Source organism: Epilithonimonas mollis (assembly GCF_900142325.1).
Taxonomy (GTDB): Bacteria; Bacteroidota; Bacteroidia; order Flavobacteriales; family Weeksellaceae; genus Epilithonimonas; species Epilithonimonas mollis.
This window is the reverse complement of sequence record NZ_FRAM01000003.1, coordinates 146,788-172,212: the sequence shown is the minus strand read 5'-3', so window position 1 is coordinate 172,212 and position 25,425 is coordinate 146,788. Positions and strand designations below refer to the sequence as shown.

At 37.9% G+C, this 25,425-nt stretch carries 21 protein-coding genes and 1 CRISPR repeat array (1 of these 22 only partly in view); of the genes, 13 read left to right on the top strand and 8 right to left on the bottom strand.

The window, feature by feature from the left end:
- Nucleotides 1-112 precede the first annotated feature (112 nt).
- Both hemN and BUA97_RS13075 read left to right on the top strand, forming a co-directional pair.
- A complete protein-coding gene (gene hemN, locus BUA97_RS13080) occupies nucleotides 113-1,471 on the top strand; it encodes an oxygen-independent coproporphyrinogen III oxidase (protein ID WP_072998958.1) in 1,359 nt (452 codons plus the stop codon).
- Nucleotides 1,472-1,520: 49 nt separating this feature from the next.
- Nucleotides 1,521-2,351, top strand: coding sequence for an alpha/beta hydrolase family protein (locus BUA97_RS13075; protein ID WP_072998955.1), 831 nt, complete (start codon nucleotides 1,521-1,523; stop codon nucleotides 2,349-2,351).
- 3 nt (nucleotides 2,352-2,354) lie between these two features.
- On the opposite strand, the gene BUA97_RS13070 is transcribed toward BUA97_RS13075, so the two are convergent.
- Nucleotides 2,355-2,822: a hypothetical protein gene (locus BUA97_RS13070; RefSeq protein WP_072998953.1), complete on the bottom strand. Its 468-nt coding sequence runs from the start codon at nucleotides 2,820-2,822 to the stop codon at nucleotides 2,355-2,357.
- Between the two features lie 95 nt (nucleotides 2,823-2,917).
- Between BUA97_RS13070 and BUA97_RS13065 the strand changes: the two genes are divergently transcribed.
- Nucleotides 2,918-3,361 carry a 6-pyruvoyl trahydropterin synthase family protein gene (locus tag BUA97_RS13065; RefSeq protein WP_072999412.1) on the top strand — a complete coding sequence of 148 codons (444 nt, stop codon included), beginning with the start codon at nucleotides 2,918-2,920 and terminating at the stop codon, nucleotides 3,359-3,361.
- A gap of 70 nt (nucleotides 3,362-3,431) precedes the next feature.
- The gene (locus BUA97_RS13060; RefSeq protein WP_175546204.1) at nucleotides 3,432-4,097 is read left to right on the top strand and encodes a porin family protein; all 666 of its coding nucleotides are present in this window, start codon (nucleotides 3,432-3,434) and stop codon (nucleotides 4,095-4,097) included.
- A gap of 43 nt (nucleotides 4,098-4,140) precedes the next feature.
- On the opposite strand, the gene BUA97_RS13055 is transcribed toward BUA97_RS13060, so the two are convergent.
- Nucleotides 4,141-5,403, bottom strand: coding sequence for an exo-beta-N-acetylmuramidase NamZ family protein (locus BUA97_RS13055; RefSeq protein WP_072998948.1), 1,263 nt, complete (start codon nucleotides 5,401-5,403; stop codon nucleotides 4,141-4,143).
- Nucleotides 5,404-5,407: 4 nt separating this feature from the next.
- Between BUA97_RS13055 and BUA97_RS13050 the strand changes: the two genes are divergently transcribed.
- The 3 genes from BUA97_RS13050 to BUA97_RS13040 are packed head-to-tail and all read left to right on the top strand — an operon-like array spanning nucleotide 5,408 to nucleotide 8,276.
- A complete protein-coding gene (locus tag BUA97_RS13050; protein ID WP_072999409.1) occupies nucleotides 5,408-6,637 on the top strand; it encodes an ABC transporter permease in 1,230 nt (409 codons plus the stop codon).
- A 20-nt stretch (nucleotides 6,638-6,657) separates the two neighbouring features.
- Nucleotides 6,658-7,263, top strand: coding sequence for an LURP-one-related/scramblase family protein (locus BUA97_RS13045; protein WP_072998946.1), 606 nt, complete (start codon nucleotides 6,658-6,660; stop codon nucleotides 7,261-7,263).
- Nucleotides 7,264-7,292: 29 nt separating this feature from the next.
- Complete coding sequence (locus BUA97_RS13040) at nucleotides 7,293-8,276, top strand: PLP-dependent cysteine synthase family protein (protein ID WP_072998944.1); 984 nt, start codon at nucleotides 7,293-7,295, stop codon at nucleotides 8,274-8,276.
- A 56-nt stretch (nucleotides 8,277-8,332) separates the two neighbouring features.
- On the opposite strand, the gene BUA97_RS13035 is transcribed toward BUA97_RS13040, so the two are convergent.
- The 3 genes from BUA97_RS13035 to BUA97_RS13025 form a co-directional block, all read right to left on the bottom strand.
- Nucleotides 8,333-9,040 carry a leucine-rich repeat domain-containing protein gene (locus BUA97_RS13035; RefSeq protein WP_072998942.1) on the bottom strand — a complete coding sequence of 236 codons (708 nt, stop codon included), beginning with the start codon at nucleotides 9,038-9,040 and terminating at the stop codon, nucleotides 8,333-8,335.
- 16 nt (nucleotides 9,041-9,056) lie between these two features.
- Entirely contained in the window at nucleotides 9,057-9,899 is an 843-nt protein-coding gene (locus tag BUA97_RS13030) for an isoaspartyl peptidase/L-asparaginase (protein WP_072998940.1), read from the bottom strand.
- Between the two features lie 138 nt (nucleotides 9,900-10,037).
- The gene (locus BUA97_RS13025) at nucleotides 10,038-10,934 is read right to left on the bottom strand and encodes a cyanophycinase (protein ID WP_072998938.1); all 897 of its coding nucleotides are present in this window, start codon (nucleotides 10,932-10,934) and stop codon (nucleotides 10,038-10,040) included.
- A 376-nt stretch (nucleotides 10,935-11,310) separates the two neighbouring features.
- Here BUA97_RS13025 and cphA point away from each other — a divergent pair, with 376 nt between their 5' ends.
- On the top strand, nucleotides 11,311-13,929 hold the full coding sequence (gene cphA, locus BUA97_RS13020) for a cyanophycin synthetase (protein ID WP_072998937.1): 2,619 nt from the start codon (nucleotides 11,311-11,313) through the stop codon (nucleotides 13,927-13,929).
- Between the two features lie 65 nt (nucleotides 13,930-13,994).
- Here cphA and BUA97_RS13015 read toward each other — a convergent pair whose 3' ends face one another.
- From BUA97_RS13015 to BUA97_RS13005, 3 genes are all read right to left on the bottom strand, one after another.
- Nucleotides 13,995-14,798: a class I SAM-dependent methyltransferase gene (locus BUA97_RS13015; protein ID WP_072998936.1), complete on the bottom strand. Its 804-nt coding sequence runs from the start codon at nucleotides 14,796-14,798 to the stop codon at nucleotides 13,995-13,997.
- A gap of 82 nt (nucleotides 14,799-14,880) precedes the next feature.
- Complete coding sequence (locus tag BUA97_RS13010; protein ID WP_072998934.1) at nucleotides 14,881-15,474, bottom strand: dual specificity protein phosphatase family protein; 594 nt, start codon at nucleotides 15,472-15,474, stop codon at nucleotides 14,881-14,883.
- On the bottom strand, nucleotides 15,475-15,666 hold the full coding sequence (locus BUA97_RS13005) for a hypothetical protein (protein ID WP_072998931.1): 192 nt from the start codon (nucleotides 15,664-15,666) through the stop codon (nucleotides 15,475-15,477).
- Between the two features lie 300 nt (nucleotides 15,667-15,966).
- Between BUA97_RS13005 and BUA97_RS13000 the strand changes: the two genes are divergently transcribed.
- From BUA97_RS13000 to cas2, 5 genes are all read left to right on the top strand, one after another.
- The gene (locus BUA97_RS13000) at nucleotides 15,967-16,230 is read left to right on the top strand and encodes a helix-turn-helix domain-containing protein (RefSeq protein WP_175546203.1); all 264 of its coding nucleotides are present in this window, start codon (nucleotides 15,967-15,969) and stop codon (nucleotides 16,228-16,230) included.
- 235 nt (nucleotides 16,231-16,465) lie between these two features.
- Nucleotides 16,466-17,107, top strand: coding sequence for a DUF6266 family protein (locus BUA97_RS12990; RefSeq protein WP_072998926.1), 642 nt, complete (start codon nucleotides 16,466-16,468; stop codon nucleotides 17,105-17,107).
- A gap of 315 nt (nucleotides 17,108-17,422) precedes the next feature.
- On the top strand, nucleotides 17,423-21,607 hold the full coding sequence (gene cas9 / locus BUA97_RS12985) for a type II CRISPR RNA-guided endonuclease Cas9 (RefSeq protein ID WP_072999406.1): 4,185 nt from the start codon (nucleotides 17,423-17,425) through the stop codon (nucleotides 21,605-21,607).
- A 12-nt stretch (nucleotides 21,608-21,619) separates the two neighbouring features.
- Nucleotides 21,620-22,513, top strand: coding sequence for a type II CRISPR-associated endonuclease Cas1 (cas1, locus tag BUA97_RS12980; RefSeq protein ID WP_072998924.1), 894 nt, complete (start codon nucleotides 21,620-21,622; stop codon nucleotides 22,511-22,513).
- 51 nt (nucleotides 22,514-22,564) lie between these two features.
- Nucleotides 22,565-22,903, top strand: a complete 339-nt coding sequence (gene cas2, locus BUA97_RS12975) for a CRISPR-associated endonuclease Cas2 (protein ID WP_072998923.1) — start codon at nucleotides 22,565-22,567, stop codon at nucleotides 22,901-22,903.
- A 57-nt stretch (nucleotides 22,904-22,960) separates the two neighbouring features.
- Nucleotides 22,961-25,425: direct repeats of the CRISPR family, unit length 47 nt; unit sequence GTTGTGTTGTATCTCAAAGATACGGAAAAATGAAAGCAATTCACAAC (it continues 4,127 nt past the right edge of the window).

The window sequence follows — 25,425 nt, the reverse complement described above, 5'->3', positions numbered from 1 at the left end:
GGCTATGGATTTTGTCTTCAAAAGAAAATAAGACATCAATAATAGAATTTAACAATCAAAAGTCATCCTAATTCAAAATCATTCCAAACATAGTTTTCGTAACTTTGCAGCAATGAATTCTTTAGTTGACAAATATAATATTCCGGGTCCAAGATATACGTCTTATCCAACCGTTCCGTATTGGAACGAAGCCGATTTTACACCGCAGCTCTGGAAAAATTCCGTTATGAAATCCTTTTCGGAAAGCAATTCCGAAGAGGGAATTTCCATCTATATTCACCTGCCGTTTTGTGAAGCACTTTGTACATTTTGTGCCTGCCACAAAAGAATTACAAAACAACATTCCGTAGAAATTCCATATCTGGAGAGTGTTTTGAAAGAATGGAAGTTATATCTTGAATTATTTAATGAGAAACCAAAGCTGAAAGAACTTCATCTTGGTGGCGGAACACCGACTTTCTTTTCTCCGGAAAACCTGAAAACAATGTTAACAGGTATTTTCGACACGGTCAGAATTGCAGATGAACCAGAATTTAGTTTTGAAGGTCATCCGAACAATACGACTAAACAGCATCTTCAGACTTTATTTGATCTTGGATTTACAAGAGTCAGTTTTGGCGTTCAGGATTACGACCCGAAAGTTCAGAAAGCCATCAACAGGATACAGCCTTTCGAAAATGTCAAAAATGTGACAGAGTGGGCGAGAGAGATTGGCTATAAAGGTATCAGCCATGACTTGGTTTTCGGCTTGCCTCATCAGACCTGGGAAGCAACAGAATATACCATCCGTAAAACGCTCGAGCTCAAACCAGACCGGTTGGCTTTTTATTCTTATGCGCACGTTCCTTGGGTAAAAGGTGTCGGTCAAAGAGGTTTTGATGAAAATGATCTGCCGAGCGGTGACGAAAAGAGAAGGCTGTACGAAGATGGGAAAAAACTGCTGGAAGAATTGGGTTACATAGAAATCGGGATGGATCATTTTGCTTTGGAGCACGATGATCTATATCAATCATTGATTCAGAAAAAGCTGCATCGTAATTTTATGGGATATACATCCAGCAAAACCCAGCTGATGGTTGGTTTGGGAATGTCTGCCATTTCTGATTCCTGGTATGCATTTGCACAGAATGTGAAAACCGTGGAAGAATACCAGAAGATTGTAGGAGAAGGCGAGATTCCGGTTTTCCGCGGTCATATTTTGGATGCCGAAGATTTGAATATAAGAAAACATATTCTGAATCTGATGTGTCAGCTGGAAACAAGCTGGGATTTACAGAATGCTTTCCCCGAAATCGAAGATGCTCTTGAAAAACTGAAAGAGATGGAATCTGACGGTTTGGTGAAAATCTCAGACAATCAAATTAAAATCACAGAAAAGGGAAGGGCTTTCACACGAAACGTAGCAATGGTTTTTGATCTCAGAATGATGAGAAACAAACCGGAAACCAGGATATTCTCGATGACGATATAATAAAAATTAAAGAAGTTTTAGTAACTTCTTTTTTTATTTTTAAATAGAAATGAATTTAATAAAACAAAAAAATATAATTATCAAAGGTCAAAAAGATTTTTTGGCTGACGCTATTTTTCCGGAGGTTAATATTAAACTTCCGATGATTTTTTTTGTACACGGTTACAAAGGTTACAAAGATTGGGGAACTTGGGAACTGATGGGAGAAAAATTAGCGAATGCTGGTTTTTACTTTGTAAAATTTAATTTCTCATACAACGGTACAACAATTGAAAATCCAAATGAATTTTCAGACCTGGACGCTTTCGGACAGAATAATTACTCCAGAGAACTTGAAGATTTAGAGACTGTTATCAGTCATTTCAAAAATCATAAAGAAGTTGACTCTGATAAGATCATATTATTAGGACACAGCAGAGGTGGCGGAATCTCTATTGTAAAAGCTGCTGAAAATAAAGCTGTTTCTGCATTGATAACACTTGCAAGCGTTTCTGCACTGGACCGATTTCCTGAAAATGAGGCTTTTGAAGACTGGAAAAACAAAGGCGTTTACTTTGCAGAGAATGCTAGAACGAAACAAAAAATGCCTCATTATTTTCAGTTCTATCAGGATTTTGAACAAAATAAAGAAAAATTTGATGTGGAGAATGCCTGCAAAAAATTAACAATTCCTGCTCTGTTCGTCCACGGCTCTGCTGATGAAGCTGTAAAATCAATACATTCCGAAAATCTTCATAAATGGACAAAAGATTCTCAATTAAAAATCATTGAAAATGCCGGTCACACTTTTGGTGCAAAAGAACCTTGGGAAAGTAATATTCTTCCAAAAGATTTGGATGAAGCTATCGATATTTGTGTTGAGTTCCTGAAAAATGGGTAAAGATTACTTATTCTTTTTGATCAGGTTGTTGTTTTCTATCCAGCGTTTGCTGTTGTTAATATCCTTCAAGTACCAGATGTCGTTAGCATTCATGAGGTACAGGCTGTAGATAATCGGTGTAGCAATCTGTTTGCCTTCCAGGTAATTGGCTCTTACGGAAATAGCATTTCTTTTACGGATATAATCGCCGGAAAAAATATTGGAAAAGCTTTGCCCTGTGGATTTGTCATCAATCAGTTCGATCAGAGTGATTTTATTATCCGCACCGAATTCAAGAATATGTCGTTCGGAATGATCTTCAAAATCTTCCATGAGAACGAATTTTTTATTAGCGATGCTATAATCGGAAGCGTCTTTTAATTTTTTATTCTTACGCTCGATTTTTTCAAGAAGATCGTTGAGACCAGCATAATTCTGAGAATAATGAAAAACGGATAAAACAAAAGTTGCCAGAAGGACCATTTTTTTCATGATGTGTGTATTTCTACAAAAATAGACTTTTGTTTTCGTCTGTGACAAATCTTTTGCCGGAAAATATTCCGCCTTTTTTTAATTATCTTTGCAGCATGATACGGATTACTAAAATATTTACTTTTGAAACGGCTCATGTGCTGTATAATTATGACGGAAAATGCAAAAATATGCACGGTCATTCCTACAAGTTATATGTGACGGTAAAGGGCAATCCAATCAATGATCTGGACAGTCACAAGAACGGAATGGTAGTGGATTTTGGCGACATAAAAAAAATAGTAAAGCAGGAAATTGTAGATGTTTGGGATCATGCCGTGATGGTAAATGGCTCTTCTCCTCACAAATCTCTTGGCGAAAGTCTGGAAAACCAAGGCCACAAAGTGATTTTCTGTAACTATCAGCCGACTTGCGAAAATATGCTTTATGATATTGCCTCAAAAATCAGGGCGAAACTTCCACAACACATCCAGCTTGCTTATCTCAAGCTTCACGAAACCGAAAATTCTTACGGCGAATGGCTGGCAGAAGATAATTAAGTTTCGGTTTTGATAAAAAACAGACAATTTCTTTGTTAATAATTTTGATATTTATAAAATTTTAATATTTTTGCAGCCTAAAATTTTAATAAACGTGAAAAAACTATTACTAGTTGGTGCGGTTGCACTTTTCGGAGCTGTGAACGCTCAAACAAAATTCGGTGTGAAGGCAGGATATGCTCTTTCAACAATGAATGTAAATGAAAATGACTTAGGTGCTTTGAAATCTAAATCAGGATTTTATGTTGGAGCATTGGTTGAGCACTCTTTAACTGAAAAATTTGCTTTACAGGCTGAATTGCAATACGCTAATTTGGGTGCAAAAGTTGAAGAATCTGAATCAGGAATTACGGTTACTGAAAATATAAATATGAACAGAATCCTGTTGCCGGTTTCTGCAAAATATTTTGTTACTCCAAATTTTGGTATTTATGGTGGACCTTTTGTAAGCTTTAAAGCGAGCAATAAAGTTAAAATAAAAGTGAAAGGTACTTCTGTTGATGCTGGTACGCAGGATGAAATCAATGAATATGAAAAAATGCTTGAAGATTATATCAACGGAGGGTTGAAATCTTCTGAGTTTGGATTGTTCTTCGGTGCTGAAGTAAAAGTTTACAAAGGATTATTTGCAGACGCTCGTTACAGTTTTGGACTTTCAAACCAAATTAAAGATCCGGTTGACGGAGAAAAATCAAAATTAAATTTCTTCCAAGTTGGTTTAGGATATAAGTTCTAATTCCTATTTAAATAAACAAAACCTCGCAACCCGCGAGGTTTTTTTAGTTAGGATAAATAATATATTTCTGCCTTATCTTTTCAAATTGCTCAAGATCACTTTTCCAGCTCTGCTTGATTTCGTTCTCTGATTTTCCGGCAATGATTTGTTTTCTTAATTCATCACTTCCGGCCAATTTATCAAAGAACAGATTTTTCAGGAAAAAATCCTGATCTGGATTTTTATAGTTTTTGTAAGATGTCAGAAGCCATTCCAGATTTAGCTGGCGCAGGTCTTCAGGATATTGACTGAGATTTTCTCCATAGCATAATTTTCCGTTCAGAAAAGGATCTTTGGCACCTTCGGTGGGCTTTGGCGTAAACTGATATTTAAAATTTTTTGTCCAGGGCGAACCGTAAATTTGAAAAGGCAAATCAGTTCCTCTTCCTACAGACACCTGAGTGCCTTCAAAGAAACAAAGACTTGGATAGAGATTGATGGATTTGTCATTTGGAAGATTCGGGGAAGGTCTGTCGGATACGCCGTAACGTTTTTTCTTGTGATAATTCAGCATCGGAATCAAAGTATATTTTGCCTGGATTCCATTTTTTAACCACTTTTCGCCGTTTGCCATTTTGCCATATTCTCCTATTGTCAGTCCGTAAACAACAGGAACATTGTGCAGTCCTATAAAGCTTTTCCATTGGTTTTTCATCATTGGGCCGTCTGTATAACCGTCGTGAGGATTTGGCCTGTCTAAAACGATGACTTCAATATTATTTTCTGCAGCCGCTTCCATGATATAAGAAAGGGTTGAAATGTAAGTGTAAAATCTCACACCGACATCCTGGATGTCAAATAAGATAATATCTACATCTTTCAGGTATTCGGATTTTGGTTTTTTATTATCGCCGTAAAGTGAAACTATTGGTAATCCCGTTTTAGTATCGATCCCGTTTTTTACATGTTCGCCAGCATCGGCTGTGCCGCGGAAACCATGTTCTGGTGCAAATATTTTTTTGATTTTAATATTTTTTCTTACTAAAAAATCTACAATACTAATATTTTGAGTAGCTTGTTTGACACAATCAACCTTTGGGTCTTTCATCATTTCGTAATAACTTTCCGGGAAATCTCTGACAACACCTGTTTGATTGGTAACAACAGCAATGTTTTTATTTGTAAGCAATGGCAGATAAAGCTCGGAGCGTTCTGCTCCGGTCAAGAAACAATCCTCACAATTGCCCTGAGACTTAATTAAAATTAATGAACCAAAATAAATTAGCAGGATAAAAACTAAAGTTTTATTTTTGAAGCTTAAAATCATTGATTTGAATTTTCCGTTATATTTCTCGAAAAAGATAGCGTTTTCCAAAGATAACAAAAATAATCTCTCCAAGGTGATCGTCTACATCGGCAGGCTGTCTGTCGCTTTGGGTATAATTGTTTCGCTGATTACAATCTCTACGGGTCTTGGTTCCAAAAAAGCCATAGAAGACCGGATTTCTAATTTCAGCGGTGATATCTCTGTGAAATCGACGCGTTCCAATTCTTCCTACAACTCGTCGGTTCTGGATACAAAAGGCCTGGACGAGAAAGCTATAAAAGGTGTTCCGGGCGTGGCAGGCCTGCAGTCTTATGCGACTGCCAGCGGTATCGTGAGAACAGAAGCTAACTTTGCAGGCGTGATTCTGAAAGGCGTCGGGAAGGATTTTGACAAACAAAGATTTCAGCCCTTCATGATCTCGGGATCGATTCCGGATTATAACGAAGATGGTTACAACAATGAGGTTATCCTGTCTGAAAAAATTGCATCTGATCTGTCTCTCAAAACCAATGACAGCATTGTCGCAATTTTTTCTAAGGAAGATCAGAAACCTATTTACAGGAAGTTTCTGATCAAAGGGATCTACAAGACCGATATCAAGCTGGTGGATGATCTTTATATGATCGGCGACATCAACCACGTCCGCAAAGTCCTTAATATGAATGACAGAGAATTGGGCGGAATGGACATTTTCCTGAATGACACTGATGAAATAAATGCCGCCTTTCCCGAAGTGGAAAAGTACATCGGATATAAAAATTATGCAGAAAAGGTGACGGAAAAGTATCCGCAGATTCTGGATTGGGTCAATATTTTTAATCAGAATATATCTTTGATTATTACTATTATGCTGGTTGTAGTGGTTATCAACATCATTATGGTCCTTTTAATTCTGATTATCGAAAGAACCAATTCCATAGGTCTTCTGAAAACTTTCGGGGCAACCAATGCGCAGATCCGTTCCATATTTATCAATTATACGCTCATGATTATGATCCCGGGATTGCTGGCAGGGAATGTAATAGGAATAGGCTTATTGCTGGTTCAGAAGTATACGGGAATCATAAAACTCGATCCGGAAAACTATTTTATCAGCACAGTTCCCGTGGATCTGAATCCACTCTATATCATCGCCGTCTCTGTGGGGATTTTTATTGTTTCAGGTTTTGCAATGATTTTACCAAGTTATCTGATCAGCAGGATCTCACCGCTGAAAGCTATAAAATACAGCTAAATAATATAAAAAAACATACAATGGTACTTAAGAACCTCAATTATCCGCTCGATTTTAAATTTAAGATCACCACGCTTGCCAGTGATTTTAACATCACGGACAGGAATGGGAATTATGTGGCATACGTCCGTCAGAAGATGTTTAAGCTGAAGGAAGATGTCATTGTCTTCAGTGATGAGAGCAGAACGAAGGAACTGTTTAACATCAAGGCCAATCAATGGATTGATTTCAATGCTTCTTATATGATGACCGATCTGGTACAGGGCAAAAAGTTCGGAAGGCTGGCCAGAAGAGGCATGCGTTCGATCTGGAAGGCCCAGTATGATATCATCGACGAGAATGATAATCCAATTTATCAGATCAATGAAGATAATGGATGGGTTAAGGTTTTTGACAGCTTCATCGGAGAGATTCCGATTCTCGGTATGTTTACAGGCTATTTTCTCAATCCGTCTTACACGGTAAAAGATAATGCTGGCAAAGAATATTTCAGGCTGAAAAAAATGCCGTCGCTGATTGGCAGAAGATTCCAGCTGGAAAGATTAATTGACATCGATGACGAAGACGAGTCTCTGGTGATTCTCAGTTTCCTGATGATGGTACTCCTGGAAAGAGCAAGAGGATAATAGCCTTAAATTTAAAATATAATAGAATTATGAAATATTACAATAATATCGTAGAAACAATTGGTAATACGCCTTTGGTAAAAATCAACAGAGTACTGGGAGAAGATTTCCCGGCTTTGGTTCTGGCAAAAGTGGAAACTACCAATCCGGGAAATTCTGTAAAAGACAGAATGGCGCTTAAAATGATTGAAGATGCTGAGAAAGACGGACGTCTGAAACCTGGCGGAACCATCATCGAAGGTACTTCCGGAAACACAGGGATGGGTCTGGCTCTGGTCGCTATCCAGAAAGGTTACAAATGTATTTTTGTGACCAACTCCAAACAGTCCAAAGAAAAATGTGATATTCTTCGTGCAGTAGGCGCAGAAGTCATTGTTTGCCCAACAGATGTAAAACCGACTGACCCACGTTCTTATTATTCTGTTTCAAAAAGATTAGCCAAAGAAACGGAAAACGGCTGGTATGTCAATCAATATGATAACCTGTCCAACAGACAGGCTCATTATGAGAGCACAGCACCGGAAATCTGGGATCAGACAGATGGACAGCTGACACACTTTGTTGCAGGCGCAGGAACAGGCGGAACTGTTACGGGCTGCGGAACATTCTTCAAAGAGAAAAATCCGGACATCAAAATCATCGGCGTTGATACATACGGTTCTATTCTGAAAGAAATCCACGAGACTGGAGAGATCCATCTGAATCATGCCTACACCTACATCACAGAAGGTATCGGCGAAGATATCCTTCCGGAGAATTATGATATGAGCGTGATCGACCACTTCGAAAAAGTAACGGACAAAGACGGCGCCATCTATGCGAGAAGACTGGCAAAAGAAGAAGGGATCTTCTGCGGTTATTCTGCAGGAAGTGCAATGTCTGCTTTGGTTCAGATGAAAGACCAGTTCACGAAAGATGATGTGATCGTCGTTTTGCTACACGACCACGGAAGCCGTTATGTAGGCAAAATCTACAATGATGAATGGATGAAGGAAATGGGTTGGCTGGATTAATGAATTATTAATGAGAAATTATAAAAAAACCGCTTTCGGGAGATGGCGGTTTTAATTTATTTAGCAATTACGGTAGGTGGTCTCCTGTAGCTATTCATTTTATTTTTATTACCAATAATTTGAACTTTATCATCAATGTAAAGAATTTTCATATTTAGATTGATATTCCTTCTTAGATCAAGTCTGGTTATATCATTATTATTAATTGTGATTTGAATCAATTCTGGATTATTTGATAAATCAAGTTCCTTAAGTCTATTATTATCGGCAACTAAGTACTTTAATTTCAGAAATTTTCTTAAATCAAGGTTTGAAATTTGATTATCCATTAAATCGAGTGATTCAATATTTGGACAATTTTTAATCATTACCTCAGTAATTTGATTTCTACCACATGCTAATTCTTGTAATTTTGGAATGTTAGAAATTTGGAATGTTTTTAGATTGTTTCTCGCACAATAAAATTTAGTTAGGTTAGGGAAATTTTCTATTTTTATTTTTTCAATTTTATTGTTGGTTAATGATAGATATTCAAGATTCTTAAAAAATCTTATATCATTTACATTGGTAAGATTTTGAGACATCAAACCTAATTCTCTTAAACTTTCAGCTTCTTTTTTATCGATTTTTCCATTTTTGTTAAAATCTAACTTCGGATATTTTCTTAAAATCGCTTTTTCAAAATATTGATTTTCAAATTTTAAAACTTGAGAATAAGCAACTGTTAAAGCTGTTATAGATAACAGAAATAATAAATTTTTCATTTAAATCGATTTTATTTTACCTAAAAACCTCAAAATCCACCCCGTCAAAACTCGCAAAAACCATCGTCGGATAAGAATCCTGATGGAAAATATTGCCTTCGCAGTCGATCCCAATCGCTCCGGCAAAACCGTCAATTTCTTTCAGTTCCTCAAAAGTTCTGTCAAAAGCATTTTCGATGGTTAATCCGTCAGTTACTCGGGTCACTATTTTAGCTGCAGTCGCATTGCTCACAATATCTTCACCAACGCCGGTACAGCTTACCGCACAAAATTGGTTGGCAAAATTTCCTGCTACAGTAGCCGAATCAGAAATTCTTCCGGGGATTTCAAAACCTTTTCCACCGGTTGAGGTCGCAACAGCCAGTTTGCCGTGTTTGTCAATTGCAACAGCACCGACAGTTCCTTTTCCGCCGGTTTTCAGTTTTTCTTCGTATTCTTTTCTTCGCTGCGGAATTTCGGTAGAGTAATCTTCAAAACCATACCCGGCAGCATATTTCTTTGCACCGGTCCCGCCGAGAACACGGTCATCTTCTTTTATCAGTTCTTTGGCAACAAGAATCGGATTTTTCACATTTTGGATATTGATCACGCCGCTCATTTTCTGAGTTTCGCCGTCCATGATCGCTGCACTCATTCGGATCACACCGTCACTTTGGATTTGCGAGCCGGTTCCGGCATTGTACAATTCGTCATCTTCCAAAAGCGAAACAGCAAATGCTACCGTATCAAAAGCAGTGTTGTTCTGAAGAAACTCATAAGATTTTTTCGCAATATCTTTCAGGGAGTTTTGCTTGGCAACTTTCACTTCATTGCTTTGGCTGCTTTCTGAGAAGAATCCGCCATGGATTATTATTTTCATTTTTTATTTTATTTGTGATCAAAGAGAGAAGACATGTATTTCTCTCACAGATTAAGCAAATTTTGCAGACTGTTTTTATTATTAATCTGCATGATCTTAAGATTTGTGAGAGACTAATATGACTAATGAAAATCTTAATTAGCTATTCGGGATCACCTGCGGGATCGGATTATACTGGGAGTTAACAATCGTCATTTCTCTGGATTTCAGATCAAAAGTATCATTCATCGAGAGTACATCCACAATCAGATTCTGAATAGAGATCGGCTGTCCCAGTTCGATATTAGTGAGGTTGGTATCCTTGATCTGAAGGCCATCCACAAGGATGACAAGTCCTGAACCTATCGCCGTCATGGTATCTTCCACGATGAAAAGACCTGTATCTTCACCCAGGCCGATACCCAGTGTTCTCGGATTGTTTACAACGGCCTGGAACAGTCTTCCGATCCTTCCGCGCTGCACAAAATGGGTATCGATAATCACATTTTCTATAAAACCAAGACCTTGTGTCGTTTTGATTTCGCCTTTCAAAAGGGCTTCTGAGCTGGAACCCTGATAGATCATATTTTCCGAGGCCGCCGCTGCTCCGGCGGAAGTTCCTGCATAGATAAAATCTTCTGTCTGATACTTGGTCAGTATCGCATCATGGAATCTTGTTCCGCCAAGAATCGAAGTCAGCCGCAGTTGGTCGCCACCGGTGAACATGACGACATCCGCAGCGTTCGCTCTTGCCACAATGGCATCGCTGTTGGCCTGCTCACGGTTCTGGATGTCCATGATGTTGCAGTTTTTTGCGCCGAGATATTCGAAGGCTTTTTTATATTCCGGGCCGACAATGTCGGGAATCTGGGAGGCAGTGGTGATCACTTCAATGACCGATTGTTCTTTCGATTTCGATTCATCGATGATTTTTCTGAGGATACCCCGTTCAAAAAAATTGAGGTTTTTCTCAACGTTTTGATCAAAATCAGTTTCCGTAAAACTTCCTTTGTTTACAGCCCCGCCGATGATGACCAGTTTTCCTTTTGATTTCATAGTAAACAAAAATAATAAATCGTAACAGAATAAACCTAATGTCAGCGTACTAAAAATTTGGATTATAATTTAAACTTTTAATACTTGCGGGCATATTTCTGAAAATCAATGATTTTAAATTAACGAATTGTTAATTATTTTGAACATATCATAAAATATTCATTTTATATTAAAATATTTATTTCTGATTTTTCTTGATTTTAAAGCTTTTCTATTATCTTTGATAAAATGGAACGATTATTAGTAGCGTATTTGTTATTGGAAAGGTTTATACAGCCCATCAATAATCTGGCTTCGCCGGACAGAATGGCTTTACGAATTCTGAACATATCCTGAATAATTTGCATTGAAAATCAACTCATCTACTAGCTAAAATATGAAAATAGAGAAAATACAGGTTTTACGTGGTCCGAATATTTGGAGCATAACCCGGAAAAAACTAATCCAGATGCGTCTTAATCTGGAGGAAGTCGAACATCAGCCCACCAATAAGATCGAAGGATTCCGAGATAGAATCGAGGCATTACTGCCGTCACTCATTTCGCACAGATGTTCAGAAGGCACAGTTGGCGGTTTCTTCAAGCGTGTAGAGATGGGCACATGGATGGGGCATGTGATCGAACATATCGCATTGGAAATCCAGACTCTGGCCGGTATGGATGTAGGATTCGGGAGGACGAGGGAAACGAAAACGCCCGGAACGTATAACGTTGTTTTTAATTATATAGAAGAAAAAGCGGGTGTTTATGCAGCCGAAGAGTCCGTAAAAATTGCACAATGCCTGATTGACGGGACAGAGTATGACATCCATGCCTGTATCCAGAAGCTCAAGGAGATCCGCGAGCGCGAAAGACTTGGCCCATCTACAGGAAGCATTGTTGAAGAGGCAGCTTCCCGTAGGATTCCCTGGATCAGATTGGGGAAAAACTCTTTGGTTCAGCTGGGCTACGGGATCAATCAGCAGCGTTTCCAGGCAACCATCACTGGTAATACAAGCAGCATTGCTGTCGATATCGCCTGCAATAAGGAGCTGACAAAAAAAATGCTTGAAGATGCAGCCATTCCGGTTCCTTCGGGGGATCTGGTAATGGATGAGGAAGGCCTTCAGGGTGTGGTCAGAAAGATTGGTTACCCATTGGTTCTTAAACCTCTGGATGGCAACCACGGAAAGGGCGCTTCCATCAATGTTAAGGATTATGAAACAGCTTTGACAGGTTTGCAGCATGCACAGCAATATTCCAGGAAGGTCATTGTTGAGAAATATATAACCGGTTTTGACTTCAGGGTTCTGGTGATCAATCATAAAATGGTGGCTGCTGCAAGACGGGTTCCGGCACACATAGTAGGCGACGGTGAATTAAATATCAGGCAGCTTATTGATAAAGAAAACCTGGATCCGAGAAGAGGCTATGGGCACGAAAATGTACTAACGGAGATTGATGTGGACAAAGATACCAATGAACTTCTGGAAAAGCTGGGCTACACTCTGGAAACTGTTCCTCAAAAAGGTGAAATCGTTTACCTGAAATCTACAGCCAATCTCTCCACCGGCGGAACTTCCATTGACGTCACAGATATGATCCATCCGGAAAATGTCCAGATGGCGGAACGCATCTCCAGGATCATCGGGCTGGATGTCTGTGGCATTGATATCATGGCAGAAAACCTCACGCAACCCTTGAAAGAGAGTGGTGGTGCAATTCTGGAGGTCAATGCTGCGCCGGGATTCCGGATGCACCTGGCACCAAGTGAAGGCCTGCCAAGAAATGTTGCAGCACCGGTAGTTGATATGCTTTATCCGCCAGGAAAGGAATTCAGGATCCCGATCATAGCTTTGACAGGAACCAATGGAAAGACGACGACCACCAGACTGCTGGCACATATCGTAAAAAATAATGGAAAACGTGTAGGATTTACAACTTCAGACGGAATTTATATTCAGAATACATTACTTGAAAAAGGGGATACCACAGGGCCTATGTCTGCAGAATTCATCCTGAAAGACCCGACTGTAGAATTTGCAGTTCTGGAAACGGCAAGAGGCGGGATTCTCCGTTCAGGATTAGGATTCGGGACTTGTGACATCGGGGTTTTAACCAATATCAAAGAAGACCACCTGGGGATAAGTGATATTCATAATCTTAAGGATCTTACAAGAGTTAAGCGTGTCGTTCTGGACAGTGTCAAAAAAGACGGATGGTGTGTCCTGAATGCCGATGATGAGTATTCTATGAGGATAAAAGATGACCTGCATTCCAAAGTTGCATTGTTCAGTCTGGACGAAAATAATCCGCATATCAGAAAGTTTGCGAAAGAAGGAAAAATCACCTGCGTCTATGAAGAAGGCTTTGTAACCATCAAAAAAGGAGAATGGAAGATCCGTATAGAGCGTGTGAAGAACATCCCGATCACCATGGAAGGGAAAGCGCGGTTTATGATCGCTAATGTTCTGGCAGCGTCTCTGGCAGCCTATGTTTATGGATTTGAAATTCCGAATATCGCATTAGCCTTAACCACCTTCATCCCAAGTGCACAGCTGACACCGGGAAGGCTGAATGTTTTTAAATTCAAGAACTTCAAGGTGATGATAGACTTTGCACACAATCCTGCGGGTTATGAAGCCATAGAGGACTATCTTAAAAACGTGGAATCCAACAAGAAGATCGGTATCATCTCCGGCGTTGGTGACAGAAGGGATAGTGATATCCGGGAATGTGGCAAGATTGCGGCAAGGATGTTTGACCATATCATCATCAGGAACGAAAAACATCTGCGCGGACGAACCGAGGAGGAGATCAATGGACTGATTATAGAAGGCATCCATAGCGTTGAAAAAAGCGTCAGCTATGAGATCATCCCGAAAGAGATCGATGCGCTAAAGCATTCTATGAGCCTGGCCGAGGAAGGGACCTTCATCACGGCGCTCAGCGATGTGATAAACAATGCCATAGAGATCGTCCAGGAATACCAGGCGAAAGAGCTTCAGGACGAATAATACTGCAGAGTGAAAAATAAAAGGCTGTCTCATTATGGAGACAGCCTTTTTTGTATTGATAAATATTAGTTGTTTTTTGTGGCAACCACTGCATAAACCATTGGGATCTTGTCTCCCAGATGTTCGATCCGGAATTTTTTAGGCTCATATTCGATGGTTTTATTGAAGCAGTTGTAAGGTGAATAATCATACTCCTCCAGAGTGTTCAGGCTGAGGCCATTGCGGATCAGGCTGTTGACCACCTCGCTCATACTATGGTTCCACATGACATAATCCTGTGTGATGTCCGCTGTCTTGTCCGCATATGTGCCGCTCTCGGACTCTATAATCGCCCCCGAATTAAAATAACGGTAGAAGATCGTTTCAAAATTATCATCAAACATCCACACAACAGGGTGGAACTCTACAAATACAAGTCTGCCGCCAGGCTTCAGGAATTTTGAAATCACCTTTGCCCACAGATCCAGATCCGGCAGCCAGCCGATGGTCCCGTAGCTTGTATAGACCATATCAAATTGCCCATCCAGATGATTGGGCAGGTCATACACATCACAGCAGATGAACCGGGTATCGGAACCAGTGTCTTTGGCGATCTGCAGGGCATTTTCTATAGCTTTATCAGAGAGGTCTATGCCGGTAGCTTTTGCGCCCATCCGGCTCAGGGATATCGTATCCTGTCCGAAGTGGCATTGCAGGTGCAGCACGGATTTCCCGCTGATGTCACCCAACAGTTCAAGCTCTATGCTGTTCAGGGAGGTGTTCCCTTTCAGAAAGCCGTTCATGTCATAGAAGTCAGACTTCAGATGGCTATCTGTCCTGTTGTTCCAGGACTGGCGGTTGATTTCCAGATAATTATACTCTTTATTCATTACGCTTTATTCATTAGTTGGTTGATGTCCTGATATTCACATTTTATTGAATAGCTGAACTGTGTTCCGGATCAAAGTGTCTTCAGTGGCTTTGTTTTCTCTTTTTATAGGTCAGCAGATAGTTCCCTTTTTCAGAGCTTTTGGAGAAATTACCGCTAAGCTCCCAGAGATAGCGCGCATTGGCACGTGCTTCCTCATTGCTGAAGTTTTCATATTCTATTCTGTATATCGAGCTGAACAGCCTCGAACGGCCCACGCCATGGTGGCAATGGATCAGTACCGGATAATTTTTCGGATCGTCCATGATCTTCAGGAACCTTTTTACCGTGCTGTCCTGCGGTATCTGGTCTGTGGGAAGATTGTAATAATGGACGCCGGGGATATGATTGACAGCATGTTCCTCAGCATTCACCTGTTGTTTTGTTTCCGGGTTCAGCGTGGTTTGCAGGACGCCGTCACGCAGGTCGATAACAGTTTTGATATGGTGGTCTCCGAGGATGGCGGGCAGCTTGTCCGGCGGAATCACACCGGAATTATAAACCCTGTTATCCGAGATGGTTACCATATTGTAGCGCATCTTTTTCTGATAAAAAACAAAAGCACAGATCACAACAGCTGCAGCAATCAGAAGGATTGCTGTTGTTTTAATCGCTTTTTTTCTGACGGTAGAAGCCATCTATTTTTCAGCTTTCTTTTTATAATTCCTGATAAATACAAAAACCGCAAAAGTAAGGGTAACGGCATACAGTACAGACAACGCAGGCTTCTCAACGGTCATTGTATTGAAGTCGATCTGCTTATAGAGTGCAAATCCCACGATGATGGCGACGATAGCCATAGTGAACAATGGTGCTTTGTTATTTTCCATAGTCGTAGATCAGTTAGTTATGATTAAAAGTATCCAAATATACAATTAATCACGATTATAAAAAGCTGCTTAGTAAAGCGGTTCTGCTGATCCTGCCCACGGAAAGCATATAGGGGATTTTCAGTCTGTGATAATGACAGTTTTTGCCCGGAAAGCGCCGGGTACAATGTTTAAGCTTTATAATGCTCATTTTTGATGAATTTGATTGGTGGTTATTTAATAATATTTTTCTTATATTTATATAATGATATTTTAAGCAATTGCTTTTATTCTGAATTATTTAAATTAAAAACACAAACCATGAAAAAACAAGACGAATACTCTTCTGACAGAGATACTTTTTTAGGGATGTTTGCTGAGATCATTTCATACCTCCGACAATTGGTTAACAAAAAAGCGAAAACCAAAAATCTTTATGACACTGCAGATGTCAAACAGTTACTCAAAGCCAGCGACAGTACTGTTTACCGGTTGCGAAAATCCGGAAAACTTAAGTTTATCAAAATACGCGGCAGGATATACTACACAATAGCTTCTGTAAAAAAGCTGATGAAGGGAAAGTAAGAAATTCTTTGATTTTCTTCGGGTCTTCTTCGGGTCTTCTTCGGATCGGCTTCGGAAAAAACATCTTTTTTCCGAAGCCGATCCGAAGGAATGTGGTAGATGATCCGAAGGAATCCAAAAACTACCGGTCAATTGCCGTCATTACCAGTCATCCCCTGTCAAATGCCGTCAGGGGTGTACAGGCTGTGCATTTGTGTCCTAACTTCGTCCTACTTAATCTTAAAAATTATTAGATATGGCAACATTTAACAAAGGAATCCTCGGTGGGTTCTCAGGCAAAGTAGGAACTGTAGTAGGCGCTAACTGGCGTGGCAAAGACATCATGCGAAGTCTTCCTAAACCATCTCAGAAAGAGCCTACCGAAAAACAACTGCTCCAGCAGGCCAAGTTCAAACTGGCGGTGGCTTTTTTGCTCCCGCTCAAAGCCATACAATCCCGGTATTTCGGGTCGGGTAGTGGCGTAAAATCGAGAGTGAATATGGCAACATCATACACTATCAACGAAGCGATGCGTGTAGTAGCAGGTATTCCGGAACTGGTTTACAACAAGGTGCTGATCACCAGAGGTGAACTGACTGGTTTCCAGAACGCCGTGCTTGCTACGCAGGTTGGCTGTGTTCTAAGCCTGGAATGGGAAGACAACGGCAATCAGGGCAATGCGAAAGCTACCGATGAAGTGGGTATAGTGTGTTATTGTAAAGAGCTGAAGCTCTTCGATATCTTCGAAAGTATGGTCATGCGCTCTGATCTGATGCTGGATGTCACGCTCCCGAATTATTGTATCGGGAAGACTGTAGAGGTCTATGCTTATCTCAACAATGATAAGCAGACCTTTGTCAGCAACAGTTTTTATCTGGGCGAGCACACGGTTATTTAAATGAAGGAATCCACTTGAAAGAGTGGATTTTTTTGTTTTGGGGTGTGGGTATAAAAAAGGGCGAGTTGCCCCAGCTTGAATGTTTTGTTATTTACTGTATATTGTTTTAAAAGGAATTCACGAAACATTTAAAATAAAAAATGCCCCACAGGTAGGCGAGGCGCTAAATGTTTTCACAACGGAATAATCCTTATTGTGAATTGCTTTCGAATACAAATCTAAAACTTATTTTTTTAATAGAATTACGGAAAACCGCATTTCTGTGATTTTTTTTCTTCTTAATTTTAAGAGTTTCAAATAAACGACATAGCTATGATAAGAAATATACTTGGATTGGACTTAGGAGTTTCATCAATTGGATGGGCTTTTGTTCAAGAAGATGAGAAGAATTCAGAGAATAATAAAATCATTAAGTTAGGTGTTCGTGTGAATCCTTTGACGGTTGATGAGCAAATCAATTTTGAGAAAGGTAAGCCTATTACTACTAATGCCAATAGAACATTGGCCAGAAGTGCCAGAAGAAATCTTCAAAGATTCAAATTGAGAAGAGAAAATCTGATTGATGTTTTAAAGAAAAACAATATTCTTAAAGAAACCGACTTATTGACGGAGGTTGGAAAAAATTCTACATTTCAAACTCAGGAAATAAGAGCAATCTCGGCAAAAGAAAGAATTGAATTGTCCGAATTTGCAAGAGTATTAATTCTTATCAATAAAAAAAGAGGTTACAAAAGCAGTAGAAAAGCAAAGAACGAAGATGAAGGTCAGATTGTTGACGGAATGGCTGTGGCTAAGAAATTATATGAAGAAAATCTTACGCCTGGAGAATATTCTTACCAACTTTTGGAAGAAGGTAAGAAGCAATTACCGGATTTTTATCGTTCAGATTTACAAGCAGAGTTCGACAAGGTTTGGGATTTTCAAAAACAATATTATCCAGAAATCTTAACAGATGTTCTTTATAAAGCATTACAAGGTAAACCTAAAACAGGAACTTGGACAACTTTAAAAGAGCCTTTTTCTCTTGTTGGTATCAAACAAGTTGGGACGATGCAAGAGAAAAAGGTAGAAAAATATTTTTGGAGAAGCGAAGCTGTTAAAAAACAATTAGATCTTGAAAGCTTAGCTATCGTTCTCCAAGAGATAAATGGTAATCTGTATAGCTCAAGTGGCTATCTTGGCGCTATCAGTGATAGAAGTAAAGAATTGTATTTCAATAACCAAACTGTTGGCGAATATCTATATCAACAACTCAAAGTAAATCCTCATACGAAGCTGAAAAATCAGGTTTTCTACAGACAGGATTATTTGGATGAATTTGAAAAGATATGGGAAACTCAAGCAAAATATCACAAAGAATTAACGAAAGAATTAAAAGAAGAAATCCGTGATATTGTTATTTTTTATCAAAGGAAACTCAAATCTCAAAAGGGATTAATCAGTATTTGTGAGTTTGAAAACAGAGAAATAGAAATTACAGAAAACGGAAAAACTAAAAAGAAAACGGTTGGTTTAAAAGTAGCACCCAAGTCGTCTCCGTTATTTCAGGAGTTTAAAATTTGGCAGGTTCTTAACAATTTACAGTTTCAAAATGTAGAAACTAAAGAGATTTTCCCAATTGACTTAGACTTTAAACAATCCATTTTTGATGAAGTTAATATTAAAGGAAGACTTTCTGCAAAAGATGTTTTAGATATCGTTGGCTATTCTGGTAAAGAATGGAAAACAAATTTTAAAGATATTGAAGGTAACAATACCAATGAGAATCTCTACACTGCATTCCTGAAAATCATTGCTAATGAAGGAATACAATTTCCAAAAGAATTTAAACTGACTATTGATGATGAGATTAAAGTTTCTAAAATTCATTCTTCTGCTACAGTTATAAAAGAATTCGTCAAAGAAAAGTTATCAGAATTAGGGATTGATATTTCTATATTAGATTTCAATCCAGAATTAGATGGAAGTGATTTTGAAAAACAAAGTTCTTATAAGCTTTGGCATTTGTTATATTCCTATGAAGGTGATGATTCTCCATCTGGTAACGAAAAATTGTATGAGCTTTTAGAAAAGAAATTTGGTTTCAAAAAAGAGCATTCTAAAGTTTTGGCTGAAATTGGTTTTTCTCAGGACTATGGAAGCTTGAGTTCGAAAGCGATGCGAAGAATTTTCACTTATATTAAGGAACACAAATATAGTGATGCTTGTAATTTGGCTGGATATAATCATTCCAAAAATTCGTTGACAAAAGAACAACTTGAAAACAGAGTTTTGAAAGAGCAATTGGAGATTCTACCAAAAAATTCTTTGAGAAATCCTGTAGTTGAAAAGATTTTGAATCAAATGATAAATCTCGTTAATGAAATATGTAAAGAATATGGGAGACCAGATGAAATCAGAATAGAACTTGCCCGTGAATTGAAAAATAACGCCGAAGAGCGAGCAAATATGACTTCTGAAATCAGCAAAGCAACTTTACTTCATCAGAAATATGCTGAAGTTTTGCAGAGAGAATTTGGAATAAAATCGCCTTCGAGAAACGACCTTATTCGATACAAATTGTATTTGGAATTGGAGAAAAATCTGTTTAAAGATTTATATACTGATGTACAAATCAAAAGAGATGAGCTTTTTACAGATAAATATGACATCGACCATATTATTCCACAATCGAGATTTTTCGATGATAGTTTTTCTAATAAAGTTTTAGTTCCAAGAGGTGCGAACCTTGATAAAGGAAATTTTACAGCTTTTGATTACCTTGAAATCAAAGGGAAAGAAAGATTAGAAAAATTCCTCAACCTCATCAAAGAACTTTATGATAAAGGAGGAATTACAAAGGCAAAATATGAAAAGCTTCAGAAAAAAGGTGTTGATATTGGAGATGGATTTATAGAAAGAGATTTGCGTAATACACAGTATATTGCCAAAAAAGCCAAAGAAATTCTTTTTGAAATTACGAATTCGGTAGTTCCTACAACAGGAAGAATCACAGATAAACTCCGTGAAGATTGGAATCTCGTGAATACGATGAAAGAACTTAATCTGGAAAAGTATAAAAAATTAGGTCTGACAGAAACAGTAATTAATTCTAAAGGAGAAGAAAAACAGAGAATCATAGATTGGACTAAAAGAAATGACCATCGCCACCACGCAATGGATGCTTTGACGGTTGCATTTACCACTCATAATCATATTCAATATCTGAATCATCTGAATGCAAGAAAAGATGAGAGCCACAAGCAACATAAAGTGATTTCAAATATCGAAAATCTAATAACTAAAGTATTTGAAAAGAAAAATGGTTCTAAGCAAAGAAGATTTGTTGAGCCAATTAAGAATTTCAGAATAGATGCGAAAAAGCATTTGGATGAGGTCTTAATTTCTCATAAGACTAAGAATAAAGTTGTTACGAAGAATATTAATAAAATTAAGAAAAAGGGTAGTGTTTTTGCAAAAACGGAACTTACACCAAGAGGACAACTTCATAAAGAAACCATTTATGGAAGTTCGAAATTCCTAAAAACTAAGGAAGAAAAAGTATCCGGAAAGTTTGATTTAGAAACTATAAATAAAGTTCAGAATGAGAAATTCAGAAATGCTTTATTAGAAAGATTAGAGGAATTTGATGGAGATTCAAAAAAGGCATTTACGGGAAAAAATGTTTTAGCTAAAAATCCAGTTTATTTGGATAAAGCGAAAACTGAACAGGTACCTGAAAGTGTAACATTAGCTTGGTATGAAACGGTTTACACCATAAGAAAAGCCGTCAATCCCGATAATTTTAAAGATTTTAAGAATATTGAAAAAGTTACTGATAAAAGGTTGCGTGATATTTTGACCGAAAGGTTGAAAGCATTTAATGGAAATTCCAAGGAAGCTTTTTCTGACTTAGAAAAGAATCCGATATGGCTTAATAAATCCAAAGGTATTGCTGTAAAGACCGTTACAATTACGGGAATTAGTAATGCGGAAGCTTTGCATTACAAAAAAGACCATTTTGGAAATGAAATTTTAGATGAAGATGGAAATAAAATAGCGGTAGATTTTGTAAGCACAGGGAATAATCATCACGTTGCCATTTACGAAGATGATGCTGGTAACTTACAAGAAAGGGTAGTTAGCTTGTATGAAGCTGTAGAAAGAATTAATCAAGGACTTTCAGTTATAGATAAAGATTTTAACCAAAGTTTAGGATGGAAGTTTCTTTTCACAATGAAGCAAAATGAAATGTTTTTGTTCCCGTCAGAAGATTTTAATCCTAAAGAGATTGATTTGCTAGATGAAAAGAATTTGAGCCTGATTTCTAAAAATATGTTTAGGGTACAGAAGTTTACAATCAGAGATTATTTTTTCAGACATCATTTAGAAACTACTGTTGAAGATAATTCGACATTAAAAGGTATTACTTGGAAAAGAGAGGGATTGAATGGAATTAGAGATTTTCTGAAAGTAAGACTAAACCATTCAGGTAAAATAGTTCACATAGGAGAATATTAAAACAAAATAACTATGATAACCCGCTCCATCTACATCGGCAATCCTGCTTACCTTAAACTCAAAGATGAGCAAATGTACATTATGGAACCTACTACCAACGAGATGAAGGGAAAAGTTCCTGTGGAAGATTTGGGACTGTTGATGTTGGACCATTTTCAAATCACGGTTTCGCATCAATTGATACAGAAAATGATGGGAAACAATGTTGTGGTTGTGAGTTGTGATGCGCATCATTTGCCACACGGCATTATGTTGCCACTTTATGGACATACAGAACATTCGGACAGGGTGAAAGATCAATTGGAAGCCAGCGAACCGCTCAAAAAACAACTTTGGAAACAAACTATCGAATGTAAAATTGAGAATCAGAAAGAAGTTTTGGTCAAATTAGGGAATTACTTTGAGCCGATGCTGGAGTATCAAAAGAATGTGAAATCGGGTGATATTACCAATATGGAGGGCATTGCGGCGCAACATTATTGGAAATATCTGATTAGCTTAGATTTTCTGAGACAGCGTTTTGGGGATTCGCCAAATCAGTTTTTCAACTTCGGATATGCAGTCCTAAGAAGTATTGTCGCGAGAGCAATAGTGGAAACTGGTTTGCTTCCGGTGTTGGGAATTTTCCATAAAAATAAATACAATCCTTACTGTCTTGCAGATGATCTGATGGAGCCTTACCGACCTTTTGTGGATTTATTGGTAATGCAATGGCTGAAAATGAATCCTGAGACTGAGGAATTGACGAAAGATTTCAAAGCATACATTCTGCAAATCGCAACTAAAGATGTGAGGATTGATGATAAAACGAGACCATTGTTAGTGGCTGTAAAAACAACGGCTTCTTCGCTTTACAAATGTTATACAGGGGAAAAACGAATGATTTCTTATCCTGAATTGAGTTAAGAAATTATATTAATCATTATACTTTTTAAATTGTACAGTATACAACAATAAATGAATGCTGAAAGGTTTAACGCTTACCGGATTATGTGGGTTCTAGTATTATACGACTTGCCGACGGAGACCAAAGCTAATATGAAAGATGCGACCCGCTTTCGTAAAAGCTTGATCGATGATGGGTTTACCTTGTTTCAGTTTTCGATGTACGTTCGCCATTGCCCGAGCCGGGAGAATGCCGAGGTCCATATCAAAAGAGTGAAGTTTATGCTTCCAAAAGCAGGTAAAGTTGCGATAATGTGCATCACGGATAAGCAATTCGGGGATATAGAAATTTTCTTTGCCAGGAATAAAGAAGAACCGTCTCCGACATTCCAGCAGCTCGAATTGTTTTGATTTTTAAATCCTAAATAAACAAAAAATCCACTGAAATTCAGTGGATTAACTTTTGAGGTTGTGTTGTATCTCAAAGATACGGAAAAATGAAAGCAATTCACAACACGAAAACGATTTATACGCTAATTGCTTGGGTTGTGTTGTATCTCAAAGATACGGAAAAATGAAAGCAATTCACAACCCCAAAAACTACGACGATAACCAAGGAAGTGTTGTGTTGTATCTCAAAGATACGGAAAAATGAAAGCAATTCACAACCGACTTTACGCTTTACGCGCATATCTACCGGTTGTGTTGTATCTCAAAGATACGGAAAAATGAAAGCAATTCACAACCAATGGCGAAACTATCAGCAAAGCAGACTTGTTGTGTTGTATCTCAAAGATACGGAAAAATGAAAGCAATTCACAACCGCCGTCAGGCGAAGAAACATCTTTCGGTTGTTGTGTTGTATCTCAAAGATACGGAAAAATGAAAGCAATTCACAACCAAATACAACTGTACCAGCAGGCAGATCATGTTGTGTTGTATCTCAAAGATACGGAAAAATGAAAGCAATTCACAACACTTCCTTTATCGTGAAAATAAGCTTAGTTGTTGTGTTGTATCTCAAAGATACGGAAAAATGAAAGCAATTCACAACGCTCTACTTTCTTACCATTCATTGCAATGTGTTGTGTTGTATCTCAAAGATACGGAAAAATGAAAGCAATTCACAACATTCGTTGGAACTGGATCTGGATTTGACTCGTTGTGTTGTATCTCAAAGATACGGAAAAATGAAAGCAATTCACAACGATGCTCTTTTGTTTTAGCAAATGATTTTAGTTGTGTTGTATCTCAAAGATACGGAAAAATGAAAGCAATTCACAACACAAAATCAAATTGGTGCTTAAAAAAGATGGTTGTGTTGTATCTCAAAGATACGGAAAAATGAAAGCAATTCACAACAAATTTCTGGATGAATCCTTGAAGTAGGAAGTTGTGTTGTATCTCAAAGATACGGAAAAATGAAAGCAATTCACAACGTTTTGTTGATACAAATATAAAACATTTAGGTTGTGTTGTATCTCAAAGATACGGAAAAATGAAAGCAATTCACAACTAGTATTCCGATTATCTCGCAGTCAGGTTTGTTGTGTTGTATCTCAAAGATACGGAAAAATGAAAGCAATTCACAACAAATCTTGATAATAACGATTTAAACGAAAAGTTGTGTTGTATCTCAAAGATACGGAAAAATGAAAGCAATTCACAACAGGTGTTTCACCAATTCCTGTCGCTGTGTAGTTGTGTTGTATCTCAAAGATACGGAAAAATGAAAGCAATTCACAACATTGTCTTAACGCCTTCTTTTTTTTGGTATGTTGTGTTGTATCTCAAAGATACGGAAAAATGAAAGCAATTCACAACCTGCGGTTCTGATTTGTTGAGAAACTTCGAGTTGTGTTGTATCTCAAAGATACGGAAAAATGAAAGCAATTCACAACTACTCCGACTTCATTAAGAAGATTTTTACAGTTGTGTTGTATCTCAAAGATACGGAAAAATGAAAGCAATTCACAACGCTCTACTTTCTTACCATTCATTGCAATGTGTTGTGTTGTATCTCAAAGATACGGAAAAATGAAAGCAATTCACAACATGTGGAGCATAGATTTGGATTTCTCAATAGTTGTGTTGTATCTCAAAGATACGGAAAAATGAAAGCAATTCACAACTAATGACGAAATGCGACCTGTTATGACTGAGTTGTGTTGTATCTCAAAGATACGGAAAAATGAAAGCAATTCACAACCATAAGGGGGTTAGTAGCCCATAAAAACGTGTTGTGTTGTATCTCAAAGATACGGAAAAATGAAAGCAATTCACAACGCCTTTGGTTATAATACAAGTAAAATCACTGTTGTGTTGTATCTCAAAGATACGGAAAAATGAAAGCAATTCACAACTTTGAACTCTATTCAAGAAATTTTCGTTCAGTTGTGTTGTATCTCAAAGATACGGAAAAATGAAAGCAATTCACAACACAAAACAAAAGAGGAAGTAATATCGAGATGTTGTGTTGTATCTCAAAGATACGGAAAAATGAAAGCAATTCACAACAAAAGACTTCACTCTGGAGGGTTGGTTGCTGTTGTGTTGTATCTCAAAGATACGGAAAAATGAAAGCAATTCACAACTCAAATTCAATTGAACTAATCCCAAGAGCGGTTGTGTTGTATCTCAAAGATACGGAAAAATGAAAGCAATTCACAACATTTTCAAGGTGATAATCATATTGAAATAAGTTGTGTTGTATCTCAAAGATACGGAAAAATGAAAGCAATTCACAACTATATTTAGATTTACATTAATTATTTTTTTGTTGTGTTGTATCTCAAAGATACGGAAAAATGAAAGCAATTCACAACCAAGTTCGATCGTGGTTTTAATCGTATGCTGTTGTGTTGTATCTCAAAGATACGGAAAAATGAAAGCAATTCACAACTCACTTTGCCCGATTCGTCAAACTCCAGTCG

What these genes read in the sequence shown, in the direction of transcription:
- BUA97_RS13010 (WP_072998934.1), bottom strand. Translation starts at nt 15,474, where the DNA reads ATGGCTTCTACCGTCAGAAAAAAAGCGATTAAAACAACAGCAATCCTT.
- BUA97_RS13015 (WP_072998936.1), bottom strand. Translation starts at nt 14,798, where the DNA reads ATGAATAAAGAGTATAATTATCTGGAAATCAACCGCCAGTCCTGGAAC.
- cphA (WP_072998937.1), top strand. Translation starts at nt 11,311, where the DNA reads ATGAAAATAGAGAAAATACAGGTTTTACGTGGTCCGAATATTTGGAGC.
- BUA97_RS13055 (WP_072998948.1), bottom strand. Translation starts at nt 5,403, where the DNA reads ATGATTTTAAGCTTCAAAAATAAAACTTTAGTTTTTATCCTGCTAATT.
- BUA97_RS13075 (WP_072998955.1), top strand. Translation starts at nt 1,521, where the DNA reads ATGAATTTAATAAAACAAAAAAATATAATTATCAAAGGTCAAAAAGAT.
- hemN (WP_072998958.1), top strand. Translation starts at nt 113, where the DNA reads ATGAATTCTTTAGTTGACAAATATAATATTCCGGGTCCAAGATATACG.
- BUA97_RS13065 (WP_072999412.1), top strand. Translation starts at nt 2,918, where the DNA reads ATGATACGGATTACTAAAATATTTACTTTTGAAACGGCTCATGTGCTG.
- BUA97_RS12990 (WP_072998926.1), top strand. Translation starts at nt 16,466, where the DNA reads ATGGCAACATTTAACAAAGGAATCCTCGGTGGGTTCTCAGGCAAAGTA.
- BUA97_RS13030 (WP_072998940.1), bottom strand. Translation starts at nt 9,899, where the DNA reads ATGAAAATAATAATCCATGGCGGATTCTTCTCAGAAAGCAGCCAAAGC.
- cas1 (WP_072998924.1), top strand. Translation starts at nt 21,620, where the DNA reads ATGATAACCCGCTCCATCTACATCGGCAATCCTGCTTACCTTAAACTC.
- BUA97_RS13005 (WP_072998931.1), bottom strand. Translation starts at nt 15,666, where the DNA reads ATGGAAAATAACAAAGCACCATTGTTCACTATGGCTATCGTCGCCATC.
- BUA97_RS13040 (WP_072998944.1), top strand. Translation starts at nt 7,293, where the DNA reads ATGAAATATTACAATAATATCGTAGAAACAATTGGTAATACGCCTTTG.
- BUA97_RS13000 (WP_175546203.1), top strand. Translation starts at nt 15,967, where the DNA reads ATGAAAAAACAAGACGAATACTCTTCTGACAGAGATACTTTTTTAGGG.
- BUA97_RS13035 (WP_072998942.1), bottom strand. Translation starts at nt 9,040, where the DNA reads ATGAAAAATTTATTATTTCTGTTATCTATAACAGCTTTAACAGTTGCT.
- BUA97_RS13070 (WP_072998953.1), bottom strand. Translation starts at nt 2,822, where the DNA reads ATGAAAAAAATGGTCCTTCTGGCAACTTTTGTTTTATCCGTTTTTCAT.
- cas2 (WP_072998923.1), top strand. Translation starts at nt 22,565, where the DNA reads ATGAATGCTGAAAGGTTTAACGCTTACCGGATTATGTGGGTTCTAGTA.
- BUA97_RS13025 (WP_072998938.1), bottom strand. Translation starts at nt 10,934, where the DNA reads ATGAAATCAAAAGGAAAACTGGTCATCATCGGCGGGGCTGTAAACAAA.
- BUA97_RS13045 (WP_072998946.1), top strand. Translation starts at nt 6,658, where the DNA reads ATGGTACTTAAGAACCTCAATTATCCGCTCGATTTTAAATTTAAGATC.